Origin of the sequence: Pseudomonas sp. Irchel 3A7, assembly GCF_900187565.1 — a bacterium.
In the GTDB taxonomy this organism is placed as follows: domain Bacteria; phylum Pseudomonadota; class Gammaproteobacteria; order Pseudomonadales; family Pseudomonadaceae; genus Aquipseudomonas.
The window spans coordinates 269,807-292,336 of sequence record NZ_FYED01000002.1 but is presented as its reverse complement, the minus strand read 5'-3'; the positions used below and the strand labels follow the sequence as shown (position 1 = coordinate 292,336).

Genomic DNA, 22,530 nt, shown 5'->3' with positions numbered 1-22,530 from the left:
GCGAGCAGGCTCGCTCCCACAAGGGCCGGTTTCGGCAGATACGCTTAAACAGAAACCCCGGCACGGGGCCGGGGTTTCTTTGCATCACTACAACCTTACACCAGCGCAGCAATCGCCGCGTTGAGCGTGGCGCTCGGACGCATGGCCTTGCTGATCAGCTCGGCATCGGCGTGGTAGTAACCACCGATGTCCACTGGCTTGCCCTGAACGGCGTTGAGTTCGGCAACGATGGTTGCTTCGTTCTCGGTCAGGGTCTTGGCCAGGGTCGCGAACTGCGCTTGCAGTGCAGTGTCTTCGGACTGGGCGGCCAGGGCCTGGGCCCAGTACAGCGCCAGGTAGAAGTGGCTGCCGCGGTTGTCGATGTTGCCGACTTTGCGCGATGGCGACTTGTTGTTGTCCAGGAACTGGCCGGTGGCCTGGTCCAGGGTCTTGGCCAGAACCAGCGCCTTAGGGTTGTTGTAAGTCACACCCAGGTGCTCGAGGGAGGCGGCCAGGGCCAGGAACTCGCCCAGGGAATCCCAGCGCAGGAAGTTCTCTTCCAGCAGTTGCTGCACGTGCTTGGGTGCCGAACCGCCGGCGCCGGTTTCGAACAGGCCGCCACCGTTCATCAGCGGCACGATCGACAGCATCTTGGCGCTGGTGCCCAGTTCCATGATCGGGAACAGGTCGGTCAGGTAGTCGCGCAGTACGTTGCCGGTCACCGAGATGGTGTCCTTGCCTTCGCGGGTGCGCTGCAGGGTGAACTTCATCGCGTCGACTGGCGACATGATGCGGATGTCCAGGCCGCAGGTGTCGTGATCCTTCAGGTAGGCCTGAACTTTCTCGATCACCACGCCATCGTGGGCGCGCATCGGGTCCAGCCAGAAAATGGCTGGGGTGGCGCTTGCACGGGCACGGTTGACGGCCAGTTTGACCCAGTCCTGGATCGGCGCGTCTTTGGTCTGGCACATGCGGAAGATGTCGCCGGCTTCAACCGACTGTTCCAGCAGCAGGGTGCCGTTGGTGTCGGTTACGCGAACCACACCGTTGGTCTTGATCTGGAAGGTCTTGTCGTGGGAGCCGTACTCTTCGGCTTTCTTCGCCATCAGGCCAACGTTCGGCACGCTGCCCATGGTGGTTGGGTCGAAGGCGCCATTTGCCTTGCAGTCTTCGATCACTGCCTGGTAGATGGTGGCGTAGCAGCGATCCGGGATCACCGCCTTGGTGTCGTGCAGCTGGCCGTCGGTGCCCCACATCTTGCCGGAGTCACGGATCATTGCCGGCATCGAGGCGTCGACGATGACGTCGCTCGGCACGTGCAGGTTGGTGATGCCCTTGTCGGAGTTGACCATCGCCAGCGACGGACGAACGGCGTAGACCGCCTGGATGTCGGCTTCGATCTGCGCTTGCTGCTCGGCCGGGAGGGCCTTGATGCGGGCGTACAGGTCGCCGATGCCGTTGTTCAGGTTGAAGCCGATCTGCGCCAGCACGTCAGCGTGCTTGGCCAGTGCGTCTTTATAGAACTCGGCAACGATCTGACCGAACATGATCGGGTCGGAGACCTTCATCATGGTGGCTTTGAGGTGAACCGACAGCAGTACGCCTTGTTGCTTGGCGCTTTCGATTTCAGCGGCGATGAAGCGGCGCAGGGCATTTTTGCTCATCACGGCGCAGTCGAGGATCTCGCCTGCCTGAACGCTGGTCTTTTCTTTCAGGACGGTGGTGGTGCCGTCTTGAGCGATCAGTTCGATTTTGACCGCGCCGGCGGCGTCGATCAGGGCGGCTTTTTCGCTGCCGTAGAAATCACCGCTGCTCATGTGCGCGACGTGGGACTTGGAGTCTGCGGCCCAGGCGCCCATTTTGTGCGGGTGCTTGCGTGCGTAATTCTTGACCGACAGCGGGGCGCGACGGTCGGAGTTGCCTTCGCGCAGAACCGGGTTCACGGCGCTGCCCTTGACCTTGTCGTAACGGGCCTTGGCTTCTTTGTCGGCGTCGCTGGTCACGGTTTCCGGGTAGTCCGGCAGTGCGTAGCCCTGGGCTTGCAGTTCTTTGATCGCGGCTTGCAGCTGCGGAACCGAGGCACTGATGTTCGGCAGCTTGATGATGTTGGCTTCAGGCGTAACGGCCAGGTCGCCCAGTTCGGCGAGGTGGTCAGCTACGGCTTTGTCGCCCAGTTGCTCGGGGAAGCTGGCCAGGATGCGCCCTGCAAGAGAGATATCGCGGGTTTCCACGGCGATATCAGCCGAGGCGGTGAAGGCCTCTACGATAGGCAACAGTGAATAGGTGGCGAGGGCGGGAGCTTCGTCGGTGAAGGTATAGATGATCTTCGAGCGGGTGGGCATATTCGGATTAACTCTCTCTTCTTTGCTAAAGCGTGCGCAGAAACTCGAGGGGCGCCGGGTAAGCGCGTTCGTTCAAAGTCATCCATGAGCCGAATGTCGAGGTTTCTTCGCGGTGATGTTGGGTGCATCAGTAGAGCGTCAAGCAGTCGGGTTGCGGTAACAGCCCGGCTTTGGGCGGAAAGTCTCGGCTACGTTTTGGGTAGCAAGGAGAGGTCGGCCGTTGTGACCCTATGGTCAGCGGGCGGCATTATACATAGGTAGCTGGCAATCTGCCGATGGTTCATGTGAATCGATTCTCGTCCATTGGTCTAAAGGTCGCAGGGGCAATGGAAAGACGTCAGCGGCGTAGGGTCATTCGTCGTGCTGGAGTTTGGCGCTTTTCCCTTTGCTTTCAGGCTTGTAGGTCAGCTGTTGTGCGGCTTTGCGGCAGATGAATGGAACATAGGGTTTGCGCGTTGATTTAACTGGGTTACGCTCGAACCAAGCCAGATGTTCAATCCAATCAATGGAGTTCAGCATGGGTTACAAGAAGATTCAGGTTCCAGCCGTCGGCGACAAAATCACCGTCAACGCAGACCATTCTCTCAATGTTCCTGATAATCCGATCATCCCGTTCATTGAAGGCGACGGCATTGGCGTCGACGTCAGTCCCGTCATGATCAAAGTGGTTGATGCTGCTGTGGAAAAGGCCTACGGGGGCAAGCGCAAGATTTCCTGGATGGAAGTCTACGCCGGTGAAAAGGCCACCCAGGTCTACGACCAGGACACCTGGCTGCCCCAGGAAACCCTGGACGCCGTAAAAGATTACGTCGTTTCCATCAAGGGGCCGCTGACCACTCCGGTCGGTGGTGGCATCCGTTCGCTCAACGTGGCGCTGCGCCAGCAGCTTGACCTGTATGTGTGCCTGCGACCTGTGGTGTGGTTCGAGGGCGTGCCAAGCCCGGTGAAAAAGCCTGGCGACGTCGACATGGTGATCTTCCGCGAGAACTCCGAAGACATCTATGCCGGTATCGAGTGGAAGGCCGGCTCGCCGGAAGCCACTAAAGTCATCAAGTTCCTGAAAGAAGAAATGGGCGTCACCAAGATCCGTTTCGACCAGGACTGCGGTATCGGCATCAAGCCGGTATCCAAGGAAGGCACCAAGCGTCTGGTGCGCAAGGCCCTGCAATATGTAGTGGACAACGACCGCAAGTCGCTGACCATCGTGCACAAGGGCAACATCATGAAATTCACCGAAGGTGCCTTCAAGGACTGGGGCTATGAGGTGGCGAAGGAAGAGTTCGGCGCCGAGCTGCTCGATGGCGGCCCGTGGATGAAGTTCAAGAACCCCAAAACCGGCCGCGAAGTCATCGTCAAGGACGCCATTGCCGACGCCATGCTCCAGCAGATCCTGCTGCGTCCGGCCGAATACGACGTGATCGCCACGCTCAACCTCAACGGTGACTACCTCTCCGATGCCCTGGCGGCGGAAGTGGGCGGTATCGGTATCGCGCCGGGCGCCAACCTGTCCGACACCGTGGCCATGTTCGAGGCGACCCACGGTACTGCGCCGAAGTATGCCGGCAAGGACCAGGTCAACCCGGGTTCGGTGATTCTTTCGGCGGAAATGATGCTGCGCCATCTGGGCTGGACCGAGGCGGCGGACCTGATCATCAAGGGCACCAATGGCGCGATCAAGGCCAAGACCGTGACCTATGACTTCGAGCGTCTGATGGAAGGCGCCACGCTGGTTTCGTCTTCCGGATTCGGTGAGGCGTTGATCAAGCACATGTAAGCAAGCGACAGACGTACGAAAACCGCCCGATTCAAATGATTGAGTCGGGCGGTTTTTTTATGACTGGATGACGGTGCGGTGTCAGACCGTCACGGACTGTTGCGTGGCAGGTGTCGTGGTTTTCGAAGCCTCTACAGGGGCGCTGATATTGACGGCATGCAAGCCCTTTGGCCCCTGGATGATTTCGAAGACGACCGCCTGGCCGGCCTTCAAGGTTTTATAGCCGTCCATCTGGATGGCTGAGTAATGGGCAAACAGATCTTCGCTTTTGCCATCCTCGTTAATGAAACCGTAACCCTTGGCGTTGTTGAACCATTTCACCTTGCCACTGACCTTGACGCCTGACATACCCAACTCCCTCTGCAACAGACTCCATCACTGGAGTATCATCCAGTTCATCCGCAGTCATTTCTTCGAAAAAATTTGACTCCGCGGACCTTTTTTACCCACTGTGGGCTCTATTGGTTGTAACACCGTTTTGCCGATAGTCAAGGTGACCCGGCAGTCGGAGTTGAAAACGTTAATGGGTGCCCCCACCACTGTATTTGCACAACTGACGAACCTTTCTTTCCATGCATGCAATCAGCCAGATTCGACTAACATTCAATCAGGATCGCCCTGATTTACACGACGACGATTCCGCAGGCATTGCTGTTCAGGAGGCTAAGCCTGCTTTACAGGCGCCGCCGATGTACAAGGTGGTTTTGTTTAATGATGACTACACACCGATGGATTTCGTCGTCGAAGTGCTCGAGGTGTTTTTTAACCTGAATCGCGAGCTGGCGACCAAGGTCATGCTGGCCGTCCATACAGAAGGACGGGCAGTATGTGGAGTGTTTACCCGCGACATCGCCGAGACCAAGGCCATGCAGGTCAACCAGTACGCCAGGGAAAGCCAGCATCCGCTACTCTGTGAAATCGAGAAGGACGGTTAATCGCCGGACACTTGGGTATGAGGTGAAGCTATGTTAAACCGCGAGCTCGAAGTCACCCTCAATCTTGCCTTCAAGGAGGCCCGTTCGAAGCGTCATGAATTCATGACCGTCGAGCATCTCCTGCTGGCCCTATTGGATAATGAGGCTGCCGCCACCGTTTTGCGTGCGTGCGGCGCAAACCTCGACAAACTCAAGCATGACCTGCAGGAGTTCATCGACTCCACCACGCCATTGATCCCCGTGCATGACGAGGATCGTGAAACCCAGCCAACCCTGGGCTTCCAGCGTGTCCTGCAACGTGCTGTGTTTCACGTACAGAGCTCGGGCAAACGCGAAGTGACTGGCGCCAATGTGCTGGTCGCGATCTTCAGTGAGCAAGAGAGTCAGGCAGTGTTCCTGCTGAAACAGCAGAGCGTTGCCCGAATCGATGTCGTCAATTACATCGCCCACGGCATTTCCAAAGTGCCAGGGCACGGCGATCACTCTGAGGGCGAGCAAGATATGCAGGACGATGAGGGCGGTGAGTCTTCTTCTTCAGGCAATCCTCTGGATGCTTATGCCAGCAATCTGAACGAACTCGCGCGCCAGGGTCGCATCGATCCGCTGGTAGGCCGTGAGCTGGAAGTCGAACGCGTTGCGCAGATCCTGGCGCGTCGTCGCAAAAACAATCCGCTGCTGGTGGGCGAGGCGGGCGTGGGTAAAACCGCGATTGCCGAAGGCCTGGCCAAACGCATTGTCGACAACCAGGTACCGGACCTGCTGGCCAACAGCGTGGTGTATTCCCTTGACCTGGGCGCCTTGCTGGCCGGGACCAAATACCGCGGCGATTTCGAGAAGCGCTTCAAGGCGTTGCTCAATGAGCTGAAAAAACGTCCGCAGGCGATCCTGTTCATCGACGAAATCCATACCATCATCGGTGCGGGTGCCGCGTCCGGTGGCGTCATGGATGCTTCCAACCTGCTCAAGCCGCTGCTGTCGTCCGGTGATATCCGGTGCATCGGTTCGACTACGTTCCAGGAATTTCGCGGCATCTTCGAGAAAGACCGTGCCCTGGCACGACGCTTCCAGAAGGTCGATGTGTCGGAACCGTCGGTGGAAGACACCATCGGTATCCTGCGTGGCTTGAAGGGGCGTTTCGAGACTCACCACAACATCGAGTACAGCGATGAAGCCCTGCGTGCCGCTGCCGAACTGGCGTCGCGCTACATCAATGACCGGCACATGCCGGACAAGGCCATCGATGTCATCGACGAGGCGGGTGCCTATCAGCGCCTGCAACCGATCGAGAAGCGCGTAAAACGCATCGAAGTGCCTCAGGTTGAGGATATCGTCGCGAAAATCGCGCGGATTCCGCCAAAACACGTCACCAGCTCCGACAAAGAGTTGCTGCGTAACCTTGAGCGTGACCTGAAGTTGACCGTGTTCGGTCAGGATGCCGCGATCGACTCCCTGGCGACCGCGATCAAGTTGTCCCGCGCCGGTCTCAAGTCGCCTGACAAGCCTGTCGGTTCGTTCCTGTTCGCCGGTCCTACCGGTGTCGGTAAAACCGAAGCGGCGCGTCAGCTGGCCAAGGCATTGGGTGTCGAGCTGGTTCGATTCGACATGTCCGAGTACATGGAACGTCACACCGTATCGCGTCTGATCGGTGCGCCTCCTGGTTATGTCGGGTTCGATCAGGGCGGTTTGCTGACTGAAGCCATTACCAAGCAGCCACATTGTGTGCTGCTGCTCGATGAGATCGAGAAAGCGCATCCGGAAGTCTTCAACCTGCTGCTGCAGGTCATGGACCACGGTACGCTGACCGATAACAACGGGCGCAAGGCGGACTTCCGTAACGTGATCGTCATCATGACGACCAACGCCGGTGCTGAAACCGCGGCGCGTGCCTCGATCGGCTTCACCCTTCAGGATCACTCCTCCGATGCGATGGAAGTGATCAAGAAGAGCTTCACGCCTGAATTCCGTAACCGTCTGGACACCATCATCCAGTTTGGTCGCCTCAGTCATGAGGTCATCAAGAGCGTGGTGGACAAGTTCCTTATCGAACTTCAGGCTCAGCTGGAAGACAAGCGTGTACTGCTGGAAGTCACCGATGCTGCCCGCAGCTGGCTGGCGGCCGGTGGTTACGACGCGATGATGGGCGCTCGACCCATGGCGCGCCTGATCCAGGACAAGATCAAGCGTCCATTGGCGGAGGAGATACTCTTTGGCGAACTGGCCGAACATGGCGGTGTAGTACACATCGACATCAAGGACGGCGAGCTGACCTTCGAGTTCGAGACCACGGCGGAAATGGCCTGACGTTGATCGCAACAAAGCAAAAAGGCGCCGTTTGGCGCCTTTTTGCTGTCTGTCTGTTATTGAGTTGGCACCTGTGGGAGCGAGCCTGCTCGCGAAAGCGCCAGGTCATTCGACATCAATGCTGAATCACAAATCGCCTTCGCGAGCAGGCTCGCTCCCACAGGGGATCTGCGCCGACTTGAGGTTGTTTCAGGCAAACAAAAACGCCCGGCAATGCCGGGCGTTTTGTATTGACTTGATTAGCGAGCGCGGTAAGTGATGCGCCCTTTGCTCAAGTCATAGGGCGTCAGCTCGACGCGCACTTTGTCACCGGTAAGAATACGAATGTAGTTCTTGCGCATCTTGCCGGAAATATGCGCGGTTACGACGTGCCCATTTTCCAACTCCACGCGAAACATGGTGTTGGGCAGGGTGTCGACGACAGTGCCTTCCATTTCGAAGCTGTCTTCTTTCGACATGCAGTAAAGCCCTCGGTGTCCAGTGAATGGCCCGGTGCAACTGCGCCAGGCAAAAGCGGCGTGCATTGTGCCCGAAAAGTGGGGGTCAAGCCAAGGGGTTTAAGGGTGTGCTCTAGTTCAGAACGACCCAACGCTGGTTAACCAGCAATTCAATGGGGCGATACTGGGTCTTGTAGCTCATTTTTTTGCAGTTCTTGATCCAGTAACCCAGATAGACCGCATCCAGCCCCAGGCGCCGGGCCTCGGCGATTTGCCAGAGGATGGCATAACGCCCCAGGCTGCGACGCTCTTCGTCGGGTTCGTAGAAGGTGTAGACCGCCGACAGACCGTTCGGCAGAAGGTCAGTGACGGCAATCGCCAGCAACCGGCCGTCGAGGCGGAATTCGTAGAACCGGGAAAACGGCAGGTCGCGCACCAGGAACGTCGAAAACTGATCGCGACTGGGTGGGTACATGTCGCCGTCGGCATGCCGCTCTTCTATGTAACGCTGATAAAGGTCGAAATACTCTTCGCTGAATCCTGGCTTGGCCGGGCGTACCTGCAAGTCGGCGTTGCGCTTGAAAATGCGTTTCTGCTGACGGTTGGGTGTGAATTGCGCAACAGGAATGCGCGCCGGCACGCACGCATTGCAGTTCTGGCAATGGGGGCGATACAAGTGGTCGCCACTGCGACGAAAACCCATTTCCGACAGGTCTGCATAGACATGCACATCCATGGGCTGACTGGGGTCGAGAAACAGGGTCGTGGCCTGCTCCTCGGGCAGATAGCTGCAAGAATGGGGCTGAGTGGCATAAAACTTCAAGCGCGCCAACTCGGTCATGATCAACCCTCGGATAAGCTTTTAATTAGGGGCGTCTCTAAGTGTAAGCCACGCGCGCAAAAGTCGCTCAGCAAACCCAGGTGGCACGGCTGGGTTGATCCAGATACTGCGCCAGGTAGCCGGCAAATGCGCTGCGGGGAATCGCCCGTGCGCCCAGGCTGTGCAGATGGTCGGTGGGCATCTGACAGTCGATGAGCACAAAACCCGAGTCTTTCAGATGTCTGACCAGTGTGGCAAAGCCATATTTGGAGGCGTTGTCGGCGCGGCTGAACATGGATTCGCCGAAAAACAGCCGGCCCATCGCCAGGCCGTACAGCCCGCCGACGAGCGTGCCCTGGTCCCAGACCTCCACCGAGTGCGCGAAACCGCGATGATGCAACTCCAGGTAGGCGTCCTGCATGGCCTCGGTGATCCAGGTGCCGTCGGCGTACTCCCGTGGGGCGGCGCAGGCGCGAATGACGGCGGAAAAGTCCTGGTCGAAGGTCACTTGATAACGTTGTTGGCGCAGCAGTTTGTTCAAGCTGCGGGAAACGTGCAGTTCGTCGGGAAACAGGACGGTGCGCGGATCCGGCGACCACCAGAGAATCGGCTGGCCTTCCGAGAACCATGGAAAACAGCCGTGACGGTAGGCCTGGATCAGCCGATCGGCAGACAGGTCGCCGCCGGCGGCCAACAGACCGTTGGGGTCGCGCATGGCTTTTTCCAGCGGCGGGAAAGTCAGGGAGTTGCGTTGTAACCAAGTCAGCATGGCGTCCGGGCTTGCAGAAGGGGAGGGCGGTGACGGGCGCAATTTGGCCCGTCACTCAGTGTGCCGTCAAACGGCAGGAATGTCGTCGAGGTATTTTTCCGCATCGAGGGCCGCCATGCAGCCGGCCCCGGCGGAGGTGACCGCTTGGCGATAAACGTGATCGGCCACGTCGCCGGCAGCGAACACGCCTGCAATGGCAGTTGCAGTGGCATCGCCCTCGCTGCCGCCCTTGACCAGCAAATAGCCATCGCGCATTTCCAGCTGGCCGACGAACAGGTCGGTATTGGGTTTGTGGCCGATGGCGATGAACACGCCGGACAGTGCCAGTTCAGCGGTTTCGCCGGTATGACTGTCGCGCAGGCGGGCGCCGGTCACGCCGCTGGCATCGCCCAGCACTTCGTCCAGATTCTGGTTCCAGTGCAGGCGGATATTGCCGTTGGCGGCCTTCTCGAAGAGTTTGTCCTGGAGGATTTTCTCCGACCGCAGCTTGTCGCGACGGTGAATCAGATGGACCTCTTTGGCGATGTTCGACAGGTACAGCGCTTCTTCAACCGCCGTGTTGCCGCCGCCGACCACCGCAACCACTTGATTGCGGTAAAAGAAGCCGTCACAGGTCGCACAGGCCGAAACTCCCTTTCCGGCAAATGTTTCTTCCGATGGCAGCCCCAGGTATTGCGCCGAGGCGCCGGTGGCAATGATCAGTGCGTCGCACGTATAAGTACCGCTGTCGCCGGTCAATTCGAACGGGCGCTGTTGCAACTTGGCCGTATGGATGTGGTCGTAAACGATCTGTGTATCGAAGCGCTCGGCGTGTTTTTGCATGCGCTCCATCAGGACCGGGCCGGTGAGTCCTTCGACATCACCTGGCCAGTTATCGACTTCGACGGTGGTGGTGAGCTGGCCACCTGCCTGTATGCCGGTAATGACAACGGGTTTGAGGTTGGCGCGGGCGGCATACACGGCTGCGCTGTAACCGGCGGGGCCGGAACCCAGGATGATCAGGCGGTGATGTTGCGCTTCGCTCATAAAAACACCTCATAAGCCTTTGTCACAAAAGAGAATGCATGCTCCAATTGAGTCGCATGTGATGTGTTTTTGACTATGCTGCATACAAGTGTTTCAAGCATGGCATCGGACGAACAAACCCGTACAATGCTTGGTTGTAACAGCGTTTGTAACTGTGGTTGTAACAGAATAAGCGTGCACCTCGTGTTTATAAAAACCGGGGCACAGTGTTAAAAGTAGACCCGGTTGCGCCTGTTAACTTTTTTACCTGCCTGGATTGGGCAGTTTTTTGGGCTGTTTTTTAGACATTCACCAGATGGACGCGCCGATGGCGCAGGAAAAGAAGCGTTTTGAAGAAATCCACCGAAGCACCCAAAACAGTCGTTCCGCTCTGGCGCCAGCAATTGCACTACCGGCTCAAGGAAGGTGCATTGATCGCCATCGGTGCGTTGTGCCTGTTCCTGATGATGGCCTTGCTGACCTATGGCAAGGACGATCCGGGCTGGAGCCATAACAGCAAGATCGATGACGTGCAGAACTTCGGCGGACCCGCCGGCTCCTACAGCGCCGATATCCTGTTCATGGTGCTCGGTTACTTCGCCTATATCTTCCCGTTGCTGCTGGCGATCAAGGCTTATCAGATCTTCCGTCAGCGCCATGAGCCGTGGCAGTGGAGCGGCTGGCTGTTTTCCTGGCGCCTGATCGGCCTGGTGTTCCTGGTGCTGTCCGGCGCGGCGCTGGCGCATATCCATTTCCATGCCGCGACCGGTCTGCCGGCCGGCGCTGGCGGCGCGCTGGGCGAAAGCCTGGGCGATCTGGCGAAAAACGCGCTGAACATCCAGGGCAGCACGCTGCTGTTCATCGCCCTGTTCCTGTTCGGCCTGACCGTGTTCACCGACCTGTCGTGGTTCAAGGTGATGGACGTCACCGGCAAGATCACCCTCGACCTGTTCGAGTTGTTCCAGGGCGCGGCCAATCGCTGGTGGGCGGCCCGGACCGAGCGCAAACAGCTGGTCGCGCAATTGCGTGAAGTCGATGATCGCGTGCACGACGTGGTCGCGCCGACCGTGACGGACAAGCGCGAGCAGGCCAAGGTCAAGGAACGCCTGATCGAGCGCGAGCAGGCCCTGAGCAAGCACATGTCCGAGCGCGAGAAGCAGGTGCCGCCGGTGATTGCCCCGGCCCCGGTCAAACCCCCAGCGCCGAGCAAACGCGTGGAAAAGGAGAAACAGGCGCCGCTGTTCGTCGACAGCGCCGTGGAAGGCACCTTGCCGCCGATCTCGATTCTCGATCCCGCGGAAAAGAAACAACTCAATTACTCACCGGAATCCCTGGCGGCGGTCGGCCACCTGCTGGAAATCAAGCTCAAGGAATTCGGCGTCGAAGTCACCGTCGATTCGATCCATCCGGGCCCGGTGATTACCCGTTACGAAATCCAGCCGGCGGCCGGGGTCAAGGTCAGCCGCATCGCCAACCTCGCCAAGGACCTGGCGCGTTCCCTGGCCGTGACCAGCGTGCGGGTTGTGGAAGTGATTCCGGGCAAGACCACCGTCGGTATCGAGATTCCCAACGAAGACCGGCAGATCGTGCGCTTTTCCGAAGTCTTGTCGACCCCTGAGTACGACAACTTCAAGTCGCCGGTCACCCTGGCCCTGGGCCATGACATCGGCGGCAAGCCGGTCATCACCGACCTGGCGAAAATGCCTCACTTGCTGGTGGCCGGTACTACAGGTTCCGGTAAGTCGGTGGGTGTGAACGCGATGATCCTGTCGATCTTGTTCAAGTCCGGCCCGGAAGACGCCAAGCTGATCATGATCGACCCGAAAATGCTGGAACTGTCGATCTACGAAGGCATTCCGCACCTGCTGTGTCCGGTGGTCACCGACATGAAGGACGCGGCCAACGCCCTGCGCTGGAGCGTCGCCGAGATGGAACGGCGCTACAAGTTGATGGCGAAGATGGGCGTGCGAAACCTGTCGGGCTTCAATGCCAAGGTCAAGGAAGCCCAGGACGCCGGCGAGCCGTTGAGCGATCCGCTGTACAAGCGTGAAAGCATCCACGACGAAGCGCCGTTGCTGCAGAAGCTGCCGACCATTGTAGTGGTCGTGGACGAATTCGCCGACATGATGATGATCGTCGGCAAGAAGGTTGAAGAGTTGATCGCCCGTATCGCCCAGAAGGCGCGTGCGGCCGGTATCCACTTGATCCTCGCGACCCAGCGGCCGTCGGTGGATGTGATCACCGGTCTGATCAAGGCCAACATCCCGACCCGCATGGCGTTCCAGGTATCGAGCAAGATCGACTCCCGGACCATCATCGACCAGGGTGGCGCTGAACAATTGCTGGGTCACGGTGACATGCTGTACATGCCGCCGGGCACCAGTCTGCCGATCCGTGTCCACGGTGCCTTTGTCTCCGATGACGAGGTTCACCGGGTGGTGGAAGCCTGGAAACTGCGCGGCGCGCCGGAGTATAACGACGACATCCTCAACGGTGTCGAAGAGGCCGGCAGTGGCTTTGAAGGCAGCAGCGGGGGTGGCGATGGCGATGACCCTGAAGCCGACGCGCTGTACGACGAAGCGGTGCAGTTCGTCCTGGAAAGCCGTCGCGCGTCCATTTCCGCGGTTCAGCGCAAGCTGAAAATCGGCTACAACCGTGCTGCGCGCATGATCGAAGCCATGGAAATGGCCGGTGTCGTGACGTCGATGAACACCAACGGTTCGCGTGAAGTCCTGGCCCCTGGCCCGGTACGCGACTGACCTGATATTGAAAGGGCGGCGCTCTCGGGCGCCACCCGCACTCCCACGAATGTTATGAGGACTCCCATGCGTCTTATCCGCATGCTGTTGCTGCCGGTACTGGCTTTGACCACGCTCTCGGCCCACGCCGACGACAAGGACGTGGCGCGTCTGACTCAGTTGCTGGAAAAATCCCAGACCTTGACCGCGCGTTTCTCCCAGTTGACCCTCGACGGCACCGGCACCCAATTGCAGGAAACCGCTGGTCAGATGTCCCTGCAGCGTCCGGGTCTGTTTTACTGGCACACCGACGCACCGCAAGAGCAGTTGATGGTGTCCGATGGCAAGAAGGTGTCCCTGTGGGACCCGGACCTGGAGCAGGTCACCATCAAGAACCTCGATCAGCGCCTGACCCAGACGCCAGCGCTGCTGTTGTCCGGTGATGTGTCCAAGATCAGCCAGAGCTTCGACATCAGCGCCAAGGAAGCCGGCGGCGTGATCGACTTCATCCTGAAGCCGAAAACCAAGGACACCCTGTTCGACAGCCTGCGCCTGTCGTTCCGCAACGGCCTGGTCAATGATATGCAACTGATCGACAGCGTCGGCCAGCGCACCAATATCCTGTTCACCGGCGTGAAGGCCAACGAGCCGATCCCGGCGTCCAAATTCAAGTTCGACATCCCCAAGGGTGCCGATGTCATTCAAGAGTAAACGCAGAACCTGTGGGAGCGGGCTTGCCCGCGATGGCGGCCTGTCAGTCACATAGATGCTGGATGTGCTGACGCTATCGCGGGCAAGCCCGCTCCCACAGGGGGTGTGGTGTTAATCAAGTCGGCATCAGGACCCAGTGAGGTTTCCTAAACAGTGATGGACCTGTTTCGCAGCACCCCGATCGCTCAGCCCTTGGCCGCCCGTCTGCGTGCGACCAATCTGGATGAGTACGTCGGTCAGGAACACGTGCTCGCTCGCGGCAAGCCCTTGCGCGAAGCCCTGGAGCAGGGTGCCCTGCATTCGATGATTTTCTGGGGGCCGCCGGGGGTGGGCAAGACCACGCTGGCGCGATTGCTGGCGGACGTCTCGCAAGCGCACTTCGAAACGGTGTCGGCGGTCCTGGCGGGGGTCAAGGAAATCCGTCAGGCGGTGGAGATCGCCAAGCAGCAGGCGGCGCAGTACGGCCGGCGCACGATTCTGTTCGTTGACGAAGTGCACCGTTTCAACAAGTCCCAACAGGATGCTTTCCTGCCCTACGTCGAGGACGGCACGCTGATTTTCATCGGCGCGACCACGGAAAATCCGTCTTTCGAACTCAACAACGCTTTGTTATCCCGTGCCCGGGTTTATGTACTCAAAAGCCTCGATGAAACGGCGCTGCGCAAACTGGTGCATCGTGCGCTCACCGAAGAGCGCGGCCTGGGCAAACGCAACCTGACCCTCAGCGATGAAGGCTTTCAGATGTTGTTGTCGGCTGCCGATGGCGATGGTCGGCGCCTGCTCAATCTGCTGGAAAACGCCTCCGACCTGGCCGAAGACAACAGCGAAATCGGCGTCGAACTGCTGCAAAGTCTGTTGGGCGATACCCGTCGGCGTTTCGACAAGGGCGGCGAAGCCTTTTACGACCAGATTTCCGCGCTGCACAAGTCGGTGCGCGGCTCCAACCCCGACGGCGCGCTGTACTGGTTCGCGCGGATGATCGACGGTGGCTGCGATCCGCTGTACCTGGCCCGGCGCGTGGTGCGCATGGCCAGCGAAGACATCGGCAACGCCGATCCACGCGCCCTGAGCCTGTGCCTGGCGGCGTGGGAAGTGCAGGAACGCCTCGGCAGTCCCGAGGGCGAATTGGCGGTGGCCCAGGCCATCACCTATCTGGCCTGCGCGCCGAAAAGCAACGCCGTGTACATGGGCTTCAAGACGGCCCTGCGCGCCGCCGCCGAACATGGTTCGCTGGAAGTGCCGCTGCACCTGCGCAATGCGCCGACCAAGCTGATGAAACAGCTGGGCTACGGCGACGAATACCGTTACGCCCACGACGAACCGGACGCCTATGCCGCCGGCGAGGATTACTTCCCCGAAGAACTTGACCCGATCCCGTTTTATCAACCGGTGCCCCGTGGCCTGGAGCTGAAGATCGGCGAAAAGCTCAATCATCTGGCGCAACTCGATCGTTTAAGCCCCCGGCAGCGGAGAAAATAGTGATTCAAACGATTCTTGCGGTGTCCGTGGCCGGCATCGCTGGTACATTACTGCGTTTCGCCACCGGCAACTGGGTCAGCGCCAACTGGCCCCGGCATTTTTATACGGCAACCCTGGCGGTCAATCTGGTCGGCTGTCTGATCATCGGCGTGCTGTACGGGCTGTTTCTGACGCGCCCGGAAGTACCGATCGAAATTCGCGCCGGCCTGATCGTGGGCTTTGTAGGGGGGCTGACGACTTTTTCATCCTTTTCACTGGATACGCTGCGCCTGCTGGAAAGCGGGCAGGCGCCGATAGCCTTCGGTTATCTGGCCATCAGCGTGTTCGGCGGGTTGCTAGCCACCTGGGCTGGCCTATCCTTGACCAAACTTTGATAAACGAGAGACCGACATGCTCGATTCCAAACTGTTACGTAGCAACCTTCAGGACGTAGCGGACCGCCTGGCATCCCGTGGCTTTGCCCTGGATGTCGCGCGCATCGAAGCGCTGGAAGAACAGCGCAAGACCGTCCAGACCCGCACCGAAGCACTGCAGGCTGAACGAAATGCGCGTTCCAAATCCATTGGCCAGGCCAAGCAGCGCGGCGAAGACATCGCGCCGCTGATGGCGGACGTCGAGCGCATGGCGGGCGAGTTGGCTGCCGGTAAAACCGAACTGGACGCGATCCAGACCGAACTGGACTCGATCCTGCTGGGCATCCCGAACCTGCCGCACGAATCGGTGCCGATCGGCGACGACGAAGACGGCAACGTCGAAGTGCGCCGTTGGGGTACCCCGACCGCGTTCGATTTCCCGGTGCAGGACCACGTCGCGCTGGGCGAGAAGTTCGGCTGGCTGGACTTCGAAACCGCGGCCAAGCTGTCCGGCGCGCGTTTCGCCCTGCTGCGCGGCCCGATTGCCCGCATGCACCGCGCCCTGGCGCAGTTCATGATCAACCTGCACGTCACCGAGCACGGCTACGAAGAGGCCTACACGCCTTATCTGGTCCAGGCCCCGGCGCTGCAAGGCACCGGCCAGCTGCCGAAGTTCGAAGAAGACCTGTTCAAGATCGGTCGTGACGGCGAAGCCGATCTGTATCTGATCCCGACCGCCGAAGTGTCGCTGACCAACATCGTTGCCGGCGAGATCGTCGATTCCAAACTGCTGCCGATCAAGTTCGTCGCCCATACGCCGTGCTTTCGCAGCGAAGCCGGTGCGTCGGGTCGCGATACCCGCGGCATGATTCGCCAGCACCAGTTCGACAAGGTCGAGATGGTGCAGATCGTCGAGCCGTCGACTTCCATGCAAGCGCTGGAAGGCCTGACCGCCAACGCCGAAAAAGTCCTGCAACTGCTGGAACTGCCATACCGCACCATTGCGCTGTGCACCGGCGACATGGGCTTCAGCGCGGTCAAGACCTACGACCTGGAAGTGTGGATTCCGAGCCAGGACAAGTACCGTGAAATTTCGTCGTGCTCCAACTGCGGCGACTTCCAGGCCCGCCGCATGCAGGCGCGTTTCCGCAACCCGGAAACCGGCAAGCCGGAACTGGTGCACACCCTGAACGGTTCCGGCCTGGCGGTCGGTCGTACTCTGGTGGCGGTACTGGAAAACTACCAGCAGGCCGACGGTTCGATCCGCGTGCCAGAGGTACTGAAACCGTACATGGGTGGCCTCGAGGTCATTGGCTAAATGAAATATCTGCCGCTGTTCCATAACCTGCGCGGCAGTCGTGTGTTGGTTGTCGGTGGGGGGGAAATTGCCTTGCGCAAATCCCGCCTGCTGGCCGATGCCGGTGCGCTGCTGCGGGTGGTCGCACCTGAAATCGAACAGCAACTGCGCGAATTGGTGGCCGCCAGTGGTGGCGAGTGCCTGTTGCGTGGCTATGTCGAAACCGATCTGGACGGTTGCGGGCTGATCATTGCCGCCACCGATGACGAATCGTTGAACGCACAGGTCTCCGCCGATGCTCATCGGCGATGCGTGCCGGTCAACGTGGTGGACGCGCCGGCCCTGTGCAGCGTGATCTTCCCGGCGATCGTCGATCGTTCGCCGCTGATCATTGCCGTGTCCAGCGGCGGCGATGCGCCGGTGCTGGCGCGCTTGATCCGCGCCAAGATCGAGACCTGGATTCCCTCCACCTACGGTCAACTGGCCGGACTGGCGGCGCGTTTTCGCAACCAGGTAAAAAACCTGTTTCCGGATGTGCAGCAGCGTCGGGCGTTCTGGGAAGACGTGTTCCAGGGGCCGATTGCCGACCGGCAACTGGCCGGGCAGGGCGCCGAAGCCGAGCGTTTGCTGCAGGCGAAGGTGGATGGCGAGGCACCGGCGGCCACTGGCGAGGTGTATCTGGTCGGCGCCGGACCGGGTGATCCGGACCTGTTGACGTTCCGCGCCTTGCGCCTGATGCAGCAAGCCGACGTGGTGCTGTATGACCGCTTGGTGGCACCGGCCATTCTCGAGTTGTGCCGTCGTGATGCCGAGCGGGTTTACGTCGGCAAGCGTCGCGCCGATCACGCGGTTCCGCAGGATCAGATCAACCAGCAATTGGTGGACCTGGCGAAGCAGGGCAAGCGTGTGGTGCGGTTGAAGGGCGGTGATCCGTTCATCTTCGGGCGTGGCGGTGAAGAGATCGAAGAACTGGCAGCCCATGGCATCCCGTTCCAGGTGGTGCCGGGCATTACGGCGGCCAGTGGTTGCGCGGCTTATGCCGGGATCCCGCTGACCCATCGCGATTACGCGCAGTCGGTTCGATTTGTCACGGGACATCTCAAGGACGGTTCCACCGATCTGCCATGGGCCGATCTGGTCGCGCCGGCGCAAACCCTGGTGTTCTACATGGGGCTGGTGGGCCTGCCGATCATCTGCGAACAGTTGATCAAGCACGGTCGCAGCAAAGATACCCCGGCGGCGTTGATCCAGCAGGGCACCACGGTCAATCAGCGGGTGTTTACCGGCACCTTGGCTGACCTGCCGCAACTGGTGGCGGAGCATGAAGTGCATGCGCCGACACTGGTAATCGTGGGGGAAGTGGTGCAACTGCGCGAGAAACTGGCGTGGTTTGAAGGGGCTCAGGGGCAGGTCTAGAGACCGAGTCACCCTCATCGCGGGCAAGCCCGCTCCCACAGGATCTGTGCCAACCACGGGACTGTGGGAGCGGGCTTGCCCGCGATGGGGGCCTCAAAATTTCCACAAATTTTAAACCCTGCGCCAAACCCCTTTGCCGCTCAACCGCGCCCGATCATGGGCCGCGGTGAAATCCTGCGCCGGACCTTTAGGCACAACACCCGTCGGATTGATGGTCTTGTGACTGCCGTAGTAGTGATGCTTGATGTGGGTGAAGTCCACCGTCTCGGCAATCCCTGGCCACTGATAGATCTCCCGCAGCCAGTTCGACAGGTTCGGATAATCGGCAATCCGCTTCAGGTTGCACTTGAAGTGGCCGTGATACACCGCATCGAAGCGGATTAGCGTGGTGAACAGGCGGATGTCCGCTTCGGTCAGGTATTCACCGGTCAAGTAACGGTTGGCACCTAGCAGTTGTTCAAGTCGATCCAATTCGACAAACAACGCGTCGAACGCCTCTTCATAGGCTTGCTGCGAGGTGGCAAAACCGGCGCGGTACACGCCATTGTTCACCGCCGGATAGATGCGCTCGTTCAGCGCGTCGATCTCGCTACGCAGCGGCGCCGGATAGAAGTCCAGATCGTTGCCGGTCAACTCATCGAAGGCGCTGTTGAACATGCGGATGATTTCCGCCGATTCATTGTTGACGATATGTTTTTGCTGCGTGTCCCAGAACACCGGCACGGTGACACGGCCGGTGTAGTCGGCGGCATCGGCGGTGTAGCGCTGGTGCATGAATTCGAGGTGGTCGAGTTTGTCGCCGGTGGAGCCGTGGGACTTGTCGAAAGTCCAACCGTTTTCCAGCATCAGATAGCTGACCACCGACACGTCGATCAGGCTTTCCAGCCCCTTGAGTTTGCGCAAGATCAGCGTGCGATGAGCCCACGGACAGGCCAGGGACACGTAGAGGTGATAGCGACCCGCCTCGGCAGCAAAGCCACCGATACCGCTCGGGCCGGGTTGGCCGTCAGCGGTAACCCAGTGGCGACGCTGCGCCTGTTCGCGCTGGAATGCACCGTCCTTGCTTTCGTACCACTTGTCCTGCCAGCGACCTTCAACGAGCAAACCCATGTCCAAGACTCCTCAACCAGTAAGCGTTGGAGAGGAGTCTATTCCGATAGGTTCGATATAAAAGCGCAAAGATTAAAGGGTCACTATCGATTAAATCGATTTGTCTCGCGCATCCCAATATTTTTGGGCGGTTTCGAAGGCCTGCTCGCGGGTCTGGCCGAGGCCGCGCAAGGCCAGGGCCATGGTCGAAACCAGGGCCATTTGCGGATAACTGTCGACCACATCGCCACGCCATACGGCTTTGAGGTGCTCGGGGTCGAGGCTGGCCGGTTTGACGTGGCGCTGGCTCGACAGCTGCGGCCATTCCTCGTCCCAACTCTCACCGCCCGTGGTGCCGTACAGATGGCTGTCGGCATCCGGGTTGATTTCGATTTCGCCGCCATCGCCCTTGATCACGATTGCCGTGTCGCCGAGCAGGCCGCTGGCATCGCGATGCACCGCCTGATAGCCAGGGTGGAAAATGCTTTGCAGGCCGCAACGGGCAACCAGCGGATTGAGAATCCGCGCCAGGGAGTGGATCGGCGAGCGCAGGCCCAGGGTGTTGCGCAGGTCGATCATGCGTTGCAACTGGGGAGCCCAGTCCACCAGCGGCATGAAGGCCAGGCCGCCGTTGTCCAGTGCCGCGCCGACTTGCTGCCAGTTACGGCACAGCGGGATTTTCAACGCGTGTAGCAATTGTTCGCTGTACAGCCGCCCCGCGGTATGTGCGCCGCCGCCGTGCATGAAAATCCGCACGCCGTTCTGCGCCAGGCACTTGGCCGCCAGCAGATACCACGGCAGATGACGCTTCTTGCCGGCGTAGGTCGGCCAGTCCAGATCGACGTTCAATGCCGGTGGCTGCAAGCGCTCACGCAAAGCTTCGGTGAACCCGGCCATTTCCTCGGCGCTTTCTTCCTTGTGCCGCAGCAGCATCAGGAATGCGCCGAGTTGGGTCTCTTCGACCTGCTCATCGAGCACCATGCCCATGGCCTGGCGGGCTTCTTCGCGGGTCAGGTCGCGAGCGCCGCGCTTGCCTTTGCCAAGGATGCGTACGAATTGGGCGAACGGATGTTCGGCGGGCGTTTCGAGGGTCAGCGCTGTGTAATCGGTCATAAGCAATTCGTCGGTTTGGGCAGGCCCGCCAGTTTCGCGGCGAGTTTGGCGGGTGTGCCTTTGAACAATCGGTTCAGGTGCAGGCTGTTGCCCTTGTCCGGGCCGAGTTTCAATGCGGTGTACTTGATCAGCGGGCGGGTGGCCGGTGACAGCTGGAATTCGGCGTAGAAGCTGCGCAGCAGTTCGAGGATTTCCCAGTGTGCAGGAGTCAACTCGATGTCTTCGGCGGCCGCCAGGGCGCTGGCGACGTCGGTGGACCAGTCATTGAGCTCGACCAGAAAACCGTCCTTGTCCAACTCGATGGCGCGGGCGCCGACCGTCAGGGAATTCATAACCAACTGTTGACCTTGTCGTGGTGGATCGACAACTCGACGAAGGCCGGATAGTCGATGGACTCGGCCCAGTCCGGCACCTCAATCGCCCGGGCCTGGACGTCTTCGGCCAGGACATAGAGTTTCAAGCCACGAGCCTCGAGAGCCGTGAAGGGTACGGTGCCCGGCTGCAAGGCATAGGCCGCGTCACCGGACAGCAGCAGCGCATCGTCGGCGCCGATCAGTCGCAGGCAACTGCTCAGGCGGTCGTCGCCGAACGGGGAATGAGACAACACATGCAAAGTCGACATCAGAGGGTGATCACCTGGTCGTAACGGTCAATGAGTGCAGTGATTTCATGGGCGGCCAGCACCCGGGCTTCTTCCAGCGACAGAGCGCTGGAGTCCAGGCCACGCTGGGCCACGCTTTCAGCGCAGACAAACAGTTCTTCGACGCCAAACATCGGCAAGGCCTGCAAATTGGCGCTCAAGTCTTTCTGTTGCAGGGTCTTGGCGTCCTGTTTCGTCGCAAGCTGGAACACGCCGTCATCGAGAAACAGCAGGCCGATCGGCAGATCGAACGCGCCCCCGGCCAGCACGATGTCCAGCGCTTCCCGCGCACCCGGCCCGGACCACGGCGCCTGACGGCTGATAATCAACATGGATTTGGCCATTTCAGTCGCCTCCGAAACAGATCAGGCGGTCGGCGTCCTGCACCGCGTCATGCAACTGACCCAGGCCCGACAACTCCCATGGTGTGCTGACGGCGACAGCCCCACGCTGATAGCGCCTGGCTTCTTCCTCGTTCAACACGCCACGGCGCAGCGCAGCCGCGATGCAGACTACGCCGTCCAGTTGCTGTTCGCTGACGAAGGCGCGCCATTGTTTGGGCAAATCCAGTTCGTCCTGGGGCGTGACCACGCTGCTGGACGCGTTGTAGACGCCATCCTGGTAGAAAAACAGCCGGACAATCTCATGCCCGCCGGCCAGCGCGGCCTGGGCGAACAACAAGGCACGGCGCGAGGAGGGCGCATGGGCGGCGCAAAACACGGCGATGGCGAACTTCATGACGGACTCGATCAGCGAAACTGCGGCCATGATAAAGCTTTATCGGCGGGGCGGCTAAATCGATGTTGTCTTTGCTGGCCCCTTCGCGAGCAGGCTCGCTCCCACAAGGGTTTTGCAGTGGAATTCAATTGTGTATACGACACAAATCCCTGTGGGAGCGAGCCTGCTCGCGAAGGCGGACTCACAGGCGCAGCTGCCATCAAGGTTGATCACCCAACCCATACAGCTCGCAATACTCCAGCCAATCCATCCCGGCCATCTCGGCCACTTCCCTGTGTACTTCCAGGCGCTGGGCCTCGTAGTCCTCAGGTGTGGCGGCGGTCAGTTGCAGTGTCAATTCCCAGGCAAACAGGCCAAGGCGCTCGGCTTCGGCCTCGAAGGCTTCGTGCAAACGCTCGTCGCGAAACTGCGCGAGGGTTTCGCCCTTGGCCTGAGCGAGCAGCGGATTGAGGTTGTCCAGCTCGGCGCGAAGTTCGGGACGCTCATCGAGAAAGCGCTTCAGTGCTTGTTCATGGTGTTGTTCGGGTGCAGCCATGGTCGCTCCTTCGATAGATGTAAATGCAGTAAAGCAGATCGGTAAGCCCTGCCACAGTG

The 22,530-nt window shown here is 59.8% G+C and carries 23 protein-coding genes; 9 read left to right on the top strand and 14 right to left on the bottom strand.

The genetic code is table 11. The annotated features are described in order from the left end of the window. Positions 1-95 precede the first annotated feature (95 nt). Both CKW21_RS03915 and CKW21_RS31435 read right to left on the bottom strand, forming a co-directional pair. Positions 96-2,321, bottom strand: coding sequence for an NADP-dependent isocitrate dehydrogenase (locus CKW21_RS03915; protein ID WP_095192706.1), 2,226 nt, complete (start codon positions 2,319-2,321; stop codon positions 96-98). A gap of 351 nt (positions 2,322-2,672) precedes the next feature. Next, a complete protein-coding gene (locus tag CKW21_RS31435) occupies positions 2,673-2,840 on the bottom strand; it encodes a hypothetical protein (protein ID WP_170948625.1) in 168 nt (55 codons plus the stop codon). On the opposite strand from CKW21_RS31435, the gene icd reads away from it, so the two are divergent. Further along, a complete protein-coding gene (gene icd / locus CKW21_RS03910; RefSeq protein WP_095192705.1) occupies positions 2,839-4,095 on the top strand; it encodes an NADP-dependent isocitrate dehydrogenase in 1,257 nt (418 codons plus the stop codon). The genes CKW21_RS31435 and icd overlap by 2 nt on opposite strands. Positions 4,096-4,176: 81 nt before the next feature. Here the strand turns inward: icd and cspD are convergent, their stop codons facing one another. After that, positions 4,177-4,443 (bottom strand): cold shock domain-containing protein CspD, encoded by a 267-nt coding sequence (cspD, locus tag CKW21_RS03905; protein ID WP_095192704.1) that lies wholly within the window; start codon positions 4,441-4,443, stop codon positions 4,177-4,179. A gap of 224 nt (positions 4,444-4,667) precedes the next feature. Here cspD and clpS point away from each other — a divergent pair, with 224 nt between their 5' ends. Continuing rightward, on the top strand, positions 4,668-5,030 hold the full coding sequence (gene clpS / locus CKW21_RS03900; RefSeq protein ID WP_015094394.1) for an ATP-dependent Clp protease adapter ClpS: 363 nt from the start codon (positions 4,668-4,670) through the stop codon (positions 5,028-5,030). Positions 5,031-5,060: 30 nt separating this feature from the next. Then, positions 5,061-7,331 carry an ATP-dependent Clp protease ATP-binding subunit ClpA gene (gene clpA, locus CKW21_RS03895; RefSeq protein ID WP_095192703.1) on the top strand — a complete coding sequence of 757 codons (2,271 nt, stop codon included), beginning with the start codon at positions 5,061-5,063 and terminating at the stop codon, positions 7,329-7,331. Between the two features lie 239 nt (positions 7,332-7,570). Here the strand turns inward: clpA and infA are convergent, their stop codons facing one another. From infA to trxB, 4 genes are all read right to left on the bottom strand, one after another. Then, positions 7,571-7,789 (bottom strand): translation initiation factor IF-1, encoded by a 219-nt coding sequence (infA, locus tag CKW21_RS03890; RefSeq protein ID WP_002553999.1) that lies wholly within the window; start codon positions 7,787-7,789, stop codon positions 7,571-7,573. Between the two features lie 112 nt (positions 7,790-7,901). Continuing rightward, positions 7,902-8,609 carry an arginyltransferase gene (locus CKW21_RS03885; RefSeq protein ID WP_095192702.1) on the bottom strand — a complete coding sequence of 236 codons (708 nt, stop codon included), beginning with the start codon at positions 8,607-8,609 and terminating at the stop codon, positions 7,902-7,904. A 67-nt stretch (positions 8,610-8,676) separates the two neighbouring features. After that, entirely contained in the window at positions 8,677-9,357 is a 681-nt protein-coding gene (aat, locus tag CKW21_RS03880) for a leucyl/phenylalanyl-tRNA--protein transferase (RefSeq protein WP_095192701.1), read from the bottom strand. 66 nt (positions 9,358-9,423) lie between these two features. Further along, a complete protein-coding gene (gene trxB, locus CKW21_RS03875; RefSeq protein ID WP_095192700.1) occupies positions 9,424-10,383 on the bottom strand; it encodes a thioredoxin-disulfide reductase in 960 nt (319 codons plus the stop codon). A 329-nt stretch (positions 10,384-10,712) separates the two neighbouring features. Between trxB and CKW21_RS03870 the strand changes: the two genes are divergently transcribed. From CKW21_RS03870 to cysG, 6 genes are all read left to right on the top strand, one after another. Beyond that, positions 10,713-13,121 carry a DNA translocase FtsK gene (locus tag CKW21_RS03870; RefSeq protein WP_056854604.1) on the top strand — a complete coding sequence of 803 codons (2,409 nt, stop codon included), beginning with the start codon at positions 10,713-10,715 and terminating at the stop codon, positions 13,119-13,121. Between the two features lie 66 nt (positions 13,122-13,187). Then, entirely contained in the window at positions 13,188-13,811 is a 624-nt protein-coding gene (gene lolA, locus CKW21_RS03865; RefSeq protein ID WP_095192699.1) for an outer membrane lipoprotein chaperone LolA, read from the top strand. A 156-nt stretch (positions 13,812-13,967) separates the two neighbouring features. Continuing rightward, positions 13,968-15,290, top strand: a complete 1,323-nt coding sequence (locus CKW21_RS03860; RefSeq protein ID WP_095192698.1) for a replication-associated recombination protein A — start codon at positions 13,968-13,970, stop codon at positions 15,288-15,290. After that, the gene (gene crcB / locus CKW21_RS03855) at positions 15,290-15,664 is read left to right on the top strand and encodes a fluoride efflux transporter CrcB (protein WP_095192697.1); all 375 of its coding nucleotides are present in this window, start codon (positions 15,290-15,292) and stop codon (positions 15,662-15,664) included. Before CKW21_RS03860 ends, crcB begins: the two co-directional genes overlap by 1 nt. A 16-nt stretch (positions 15,665-15,680) precedes the next feature. Next, a complete protein-coding gene (serS, locus tag CKW21_RS03850) occupies positions 15,681-16,961 on the top strand; it encodes a serine--tRNA ligase (protein WP_095192696.1) in 1,281 nt (426 codons plus the stop codon). Further along, on the top strand, positions 16,962-18,356 hold the full coding sequence (gene cysG / locus CKW21_RS03845) for a siroheme synthase CysG (RefSeq protein WP_095192695.1): 1,395 nt from the start codon (positions 16,962-16,964) through the stop codon (positions 18,354-18,356). A gap of 111 nt (positions 18,357-18,467) precedes the next feature. On the opposite strand, the gene CKW21_RS03840 is transcribed toward cysG, so the two are convergent. The 7 genes from CKW21_RS03840 to CKW21_RS03810 all read right to left on the bottom strand — a co-directional run bounded on the left by CKW21_RS03840 (position 18,468) and on the right by CKW21_RS03810 (position 22,471). After that, a complete protein-coding gene (locus tag CKW21_RS03840) occupies positions 18,468-19,466 on the bottom strand; it encodes a glutathione S-transferase family protein (protein WP_095192694.1) in 999 nt (332 codons plus the stop codon). A gap of 90 nt (positions 19,467-19,556) precedes the next feature. Beyond that, entirely contained in the window at positions 19,557-20,558 is a 1,002-nt protein-coding gene (locus CKW21_RS03835; protein WP_095192693.1) for a glycosyl transferase family protein, read from the bottom strand. Beyond that, on the bottom strand, positions 20,555-20,890 hold the full coding sequence (locus tag CKW21_RS03830) for a TusE/DsrC/DsvC family sulfur relay protein (protein WP_095192692.1): 336 nt from the start codon (positions 20,888-20,890) through the stop codon (positions 20,555-20,557). Before CKW21_RS03830 ends, CKW21_RS03835 begins: the two co-directional genes overlap by 4 nt. After that, on the bottom strand, positions 20,887-21,180 hold the full coding sequence (gene tusB / locus CKW21_RS03825; protein ID WP_095192691.1) for a sulfurtransferase complex subunit TusB: 294 nt from the start codon (positions 21,178-21,180) through the stop codon (positions 20,887-20,889). The genes CKW21_RS03830 and tusB overlap by 4 nt, the downstream gene beginning before the upstream one ends. Beyond that, positions 21,180-21,542 carry a sulfurtransferase complex subunit TusC gene (gene tusC, locus CKW21_RS03820; RefSeq protein ID WP_095192690.1) on the bottom strand — a complete coding sequence of 121 codons (363 nt, stop codon included), beginning with the start codon at positions 21,540-21,542 and terminating at the stop codon, positions 21,180-21,182. Before tusC ends, tusB begins: the two co-directional genes overlap by 1 nt. A 1-nt stretch (position 21,543) precedes the next feature. Then, positions 21,544-21,936 (bottom strand): sulfurtransferase complex subunit TusD, encoded by a 393-nt coding sequence (gene tusD / locus CKW21_RS03815; RefSeq protein ID WP_095192885.1) that lies wholly within the window; start codon positions 21,934-21,936, stop codon positions 21,544-21,546. A gap of 199 nt (positions 21,937-22,135) precedes the next feature. Next, positions 22,136-22,471 (bottom strand): DUF6388 family protein, encoded by a 336-nt coding sequence (locus CKW21_RS03810; RefSeq protein WP_095192689.1) that lies wholly within the window; start codon positions 22,469-22,471, stop codon positions 22,136-22,138. Positions 22,472-22,530 lie beyond the last annotated feature (59 nt).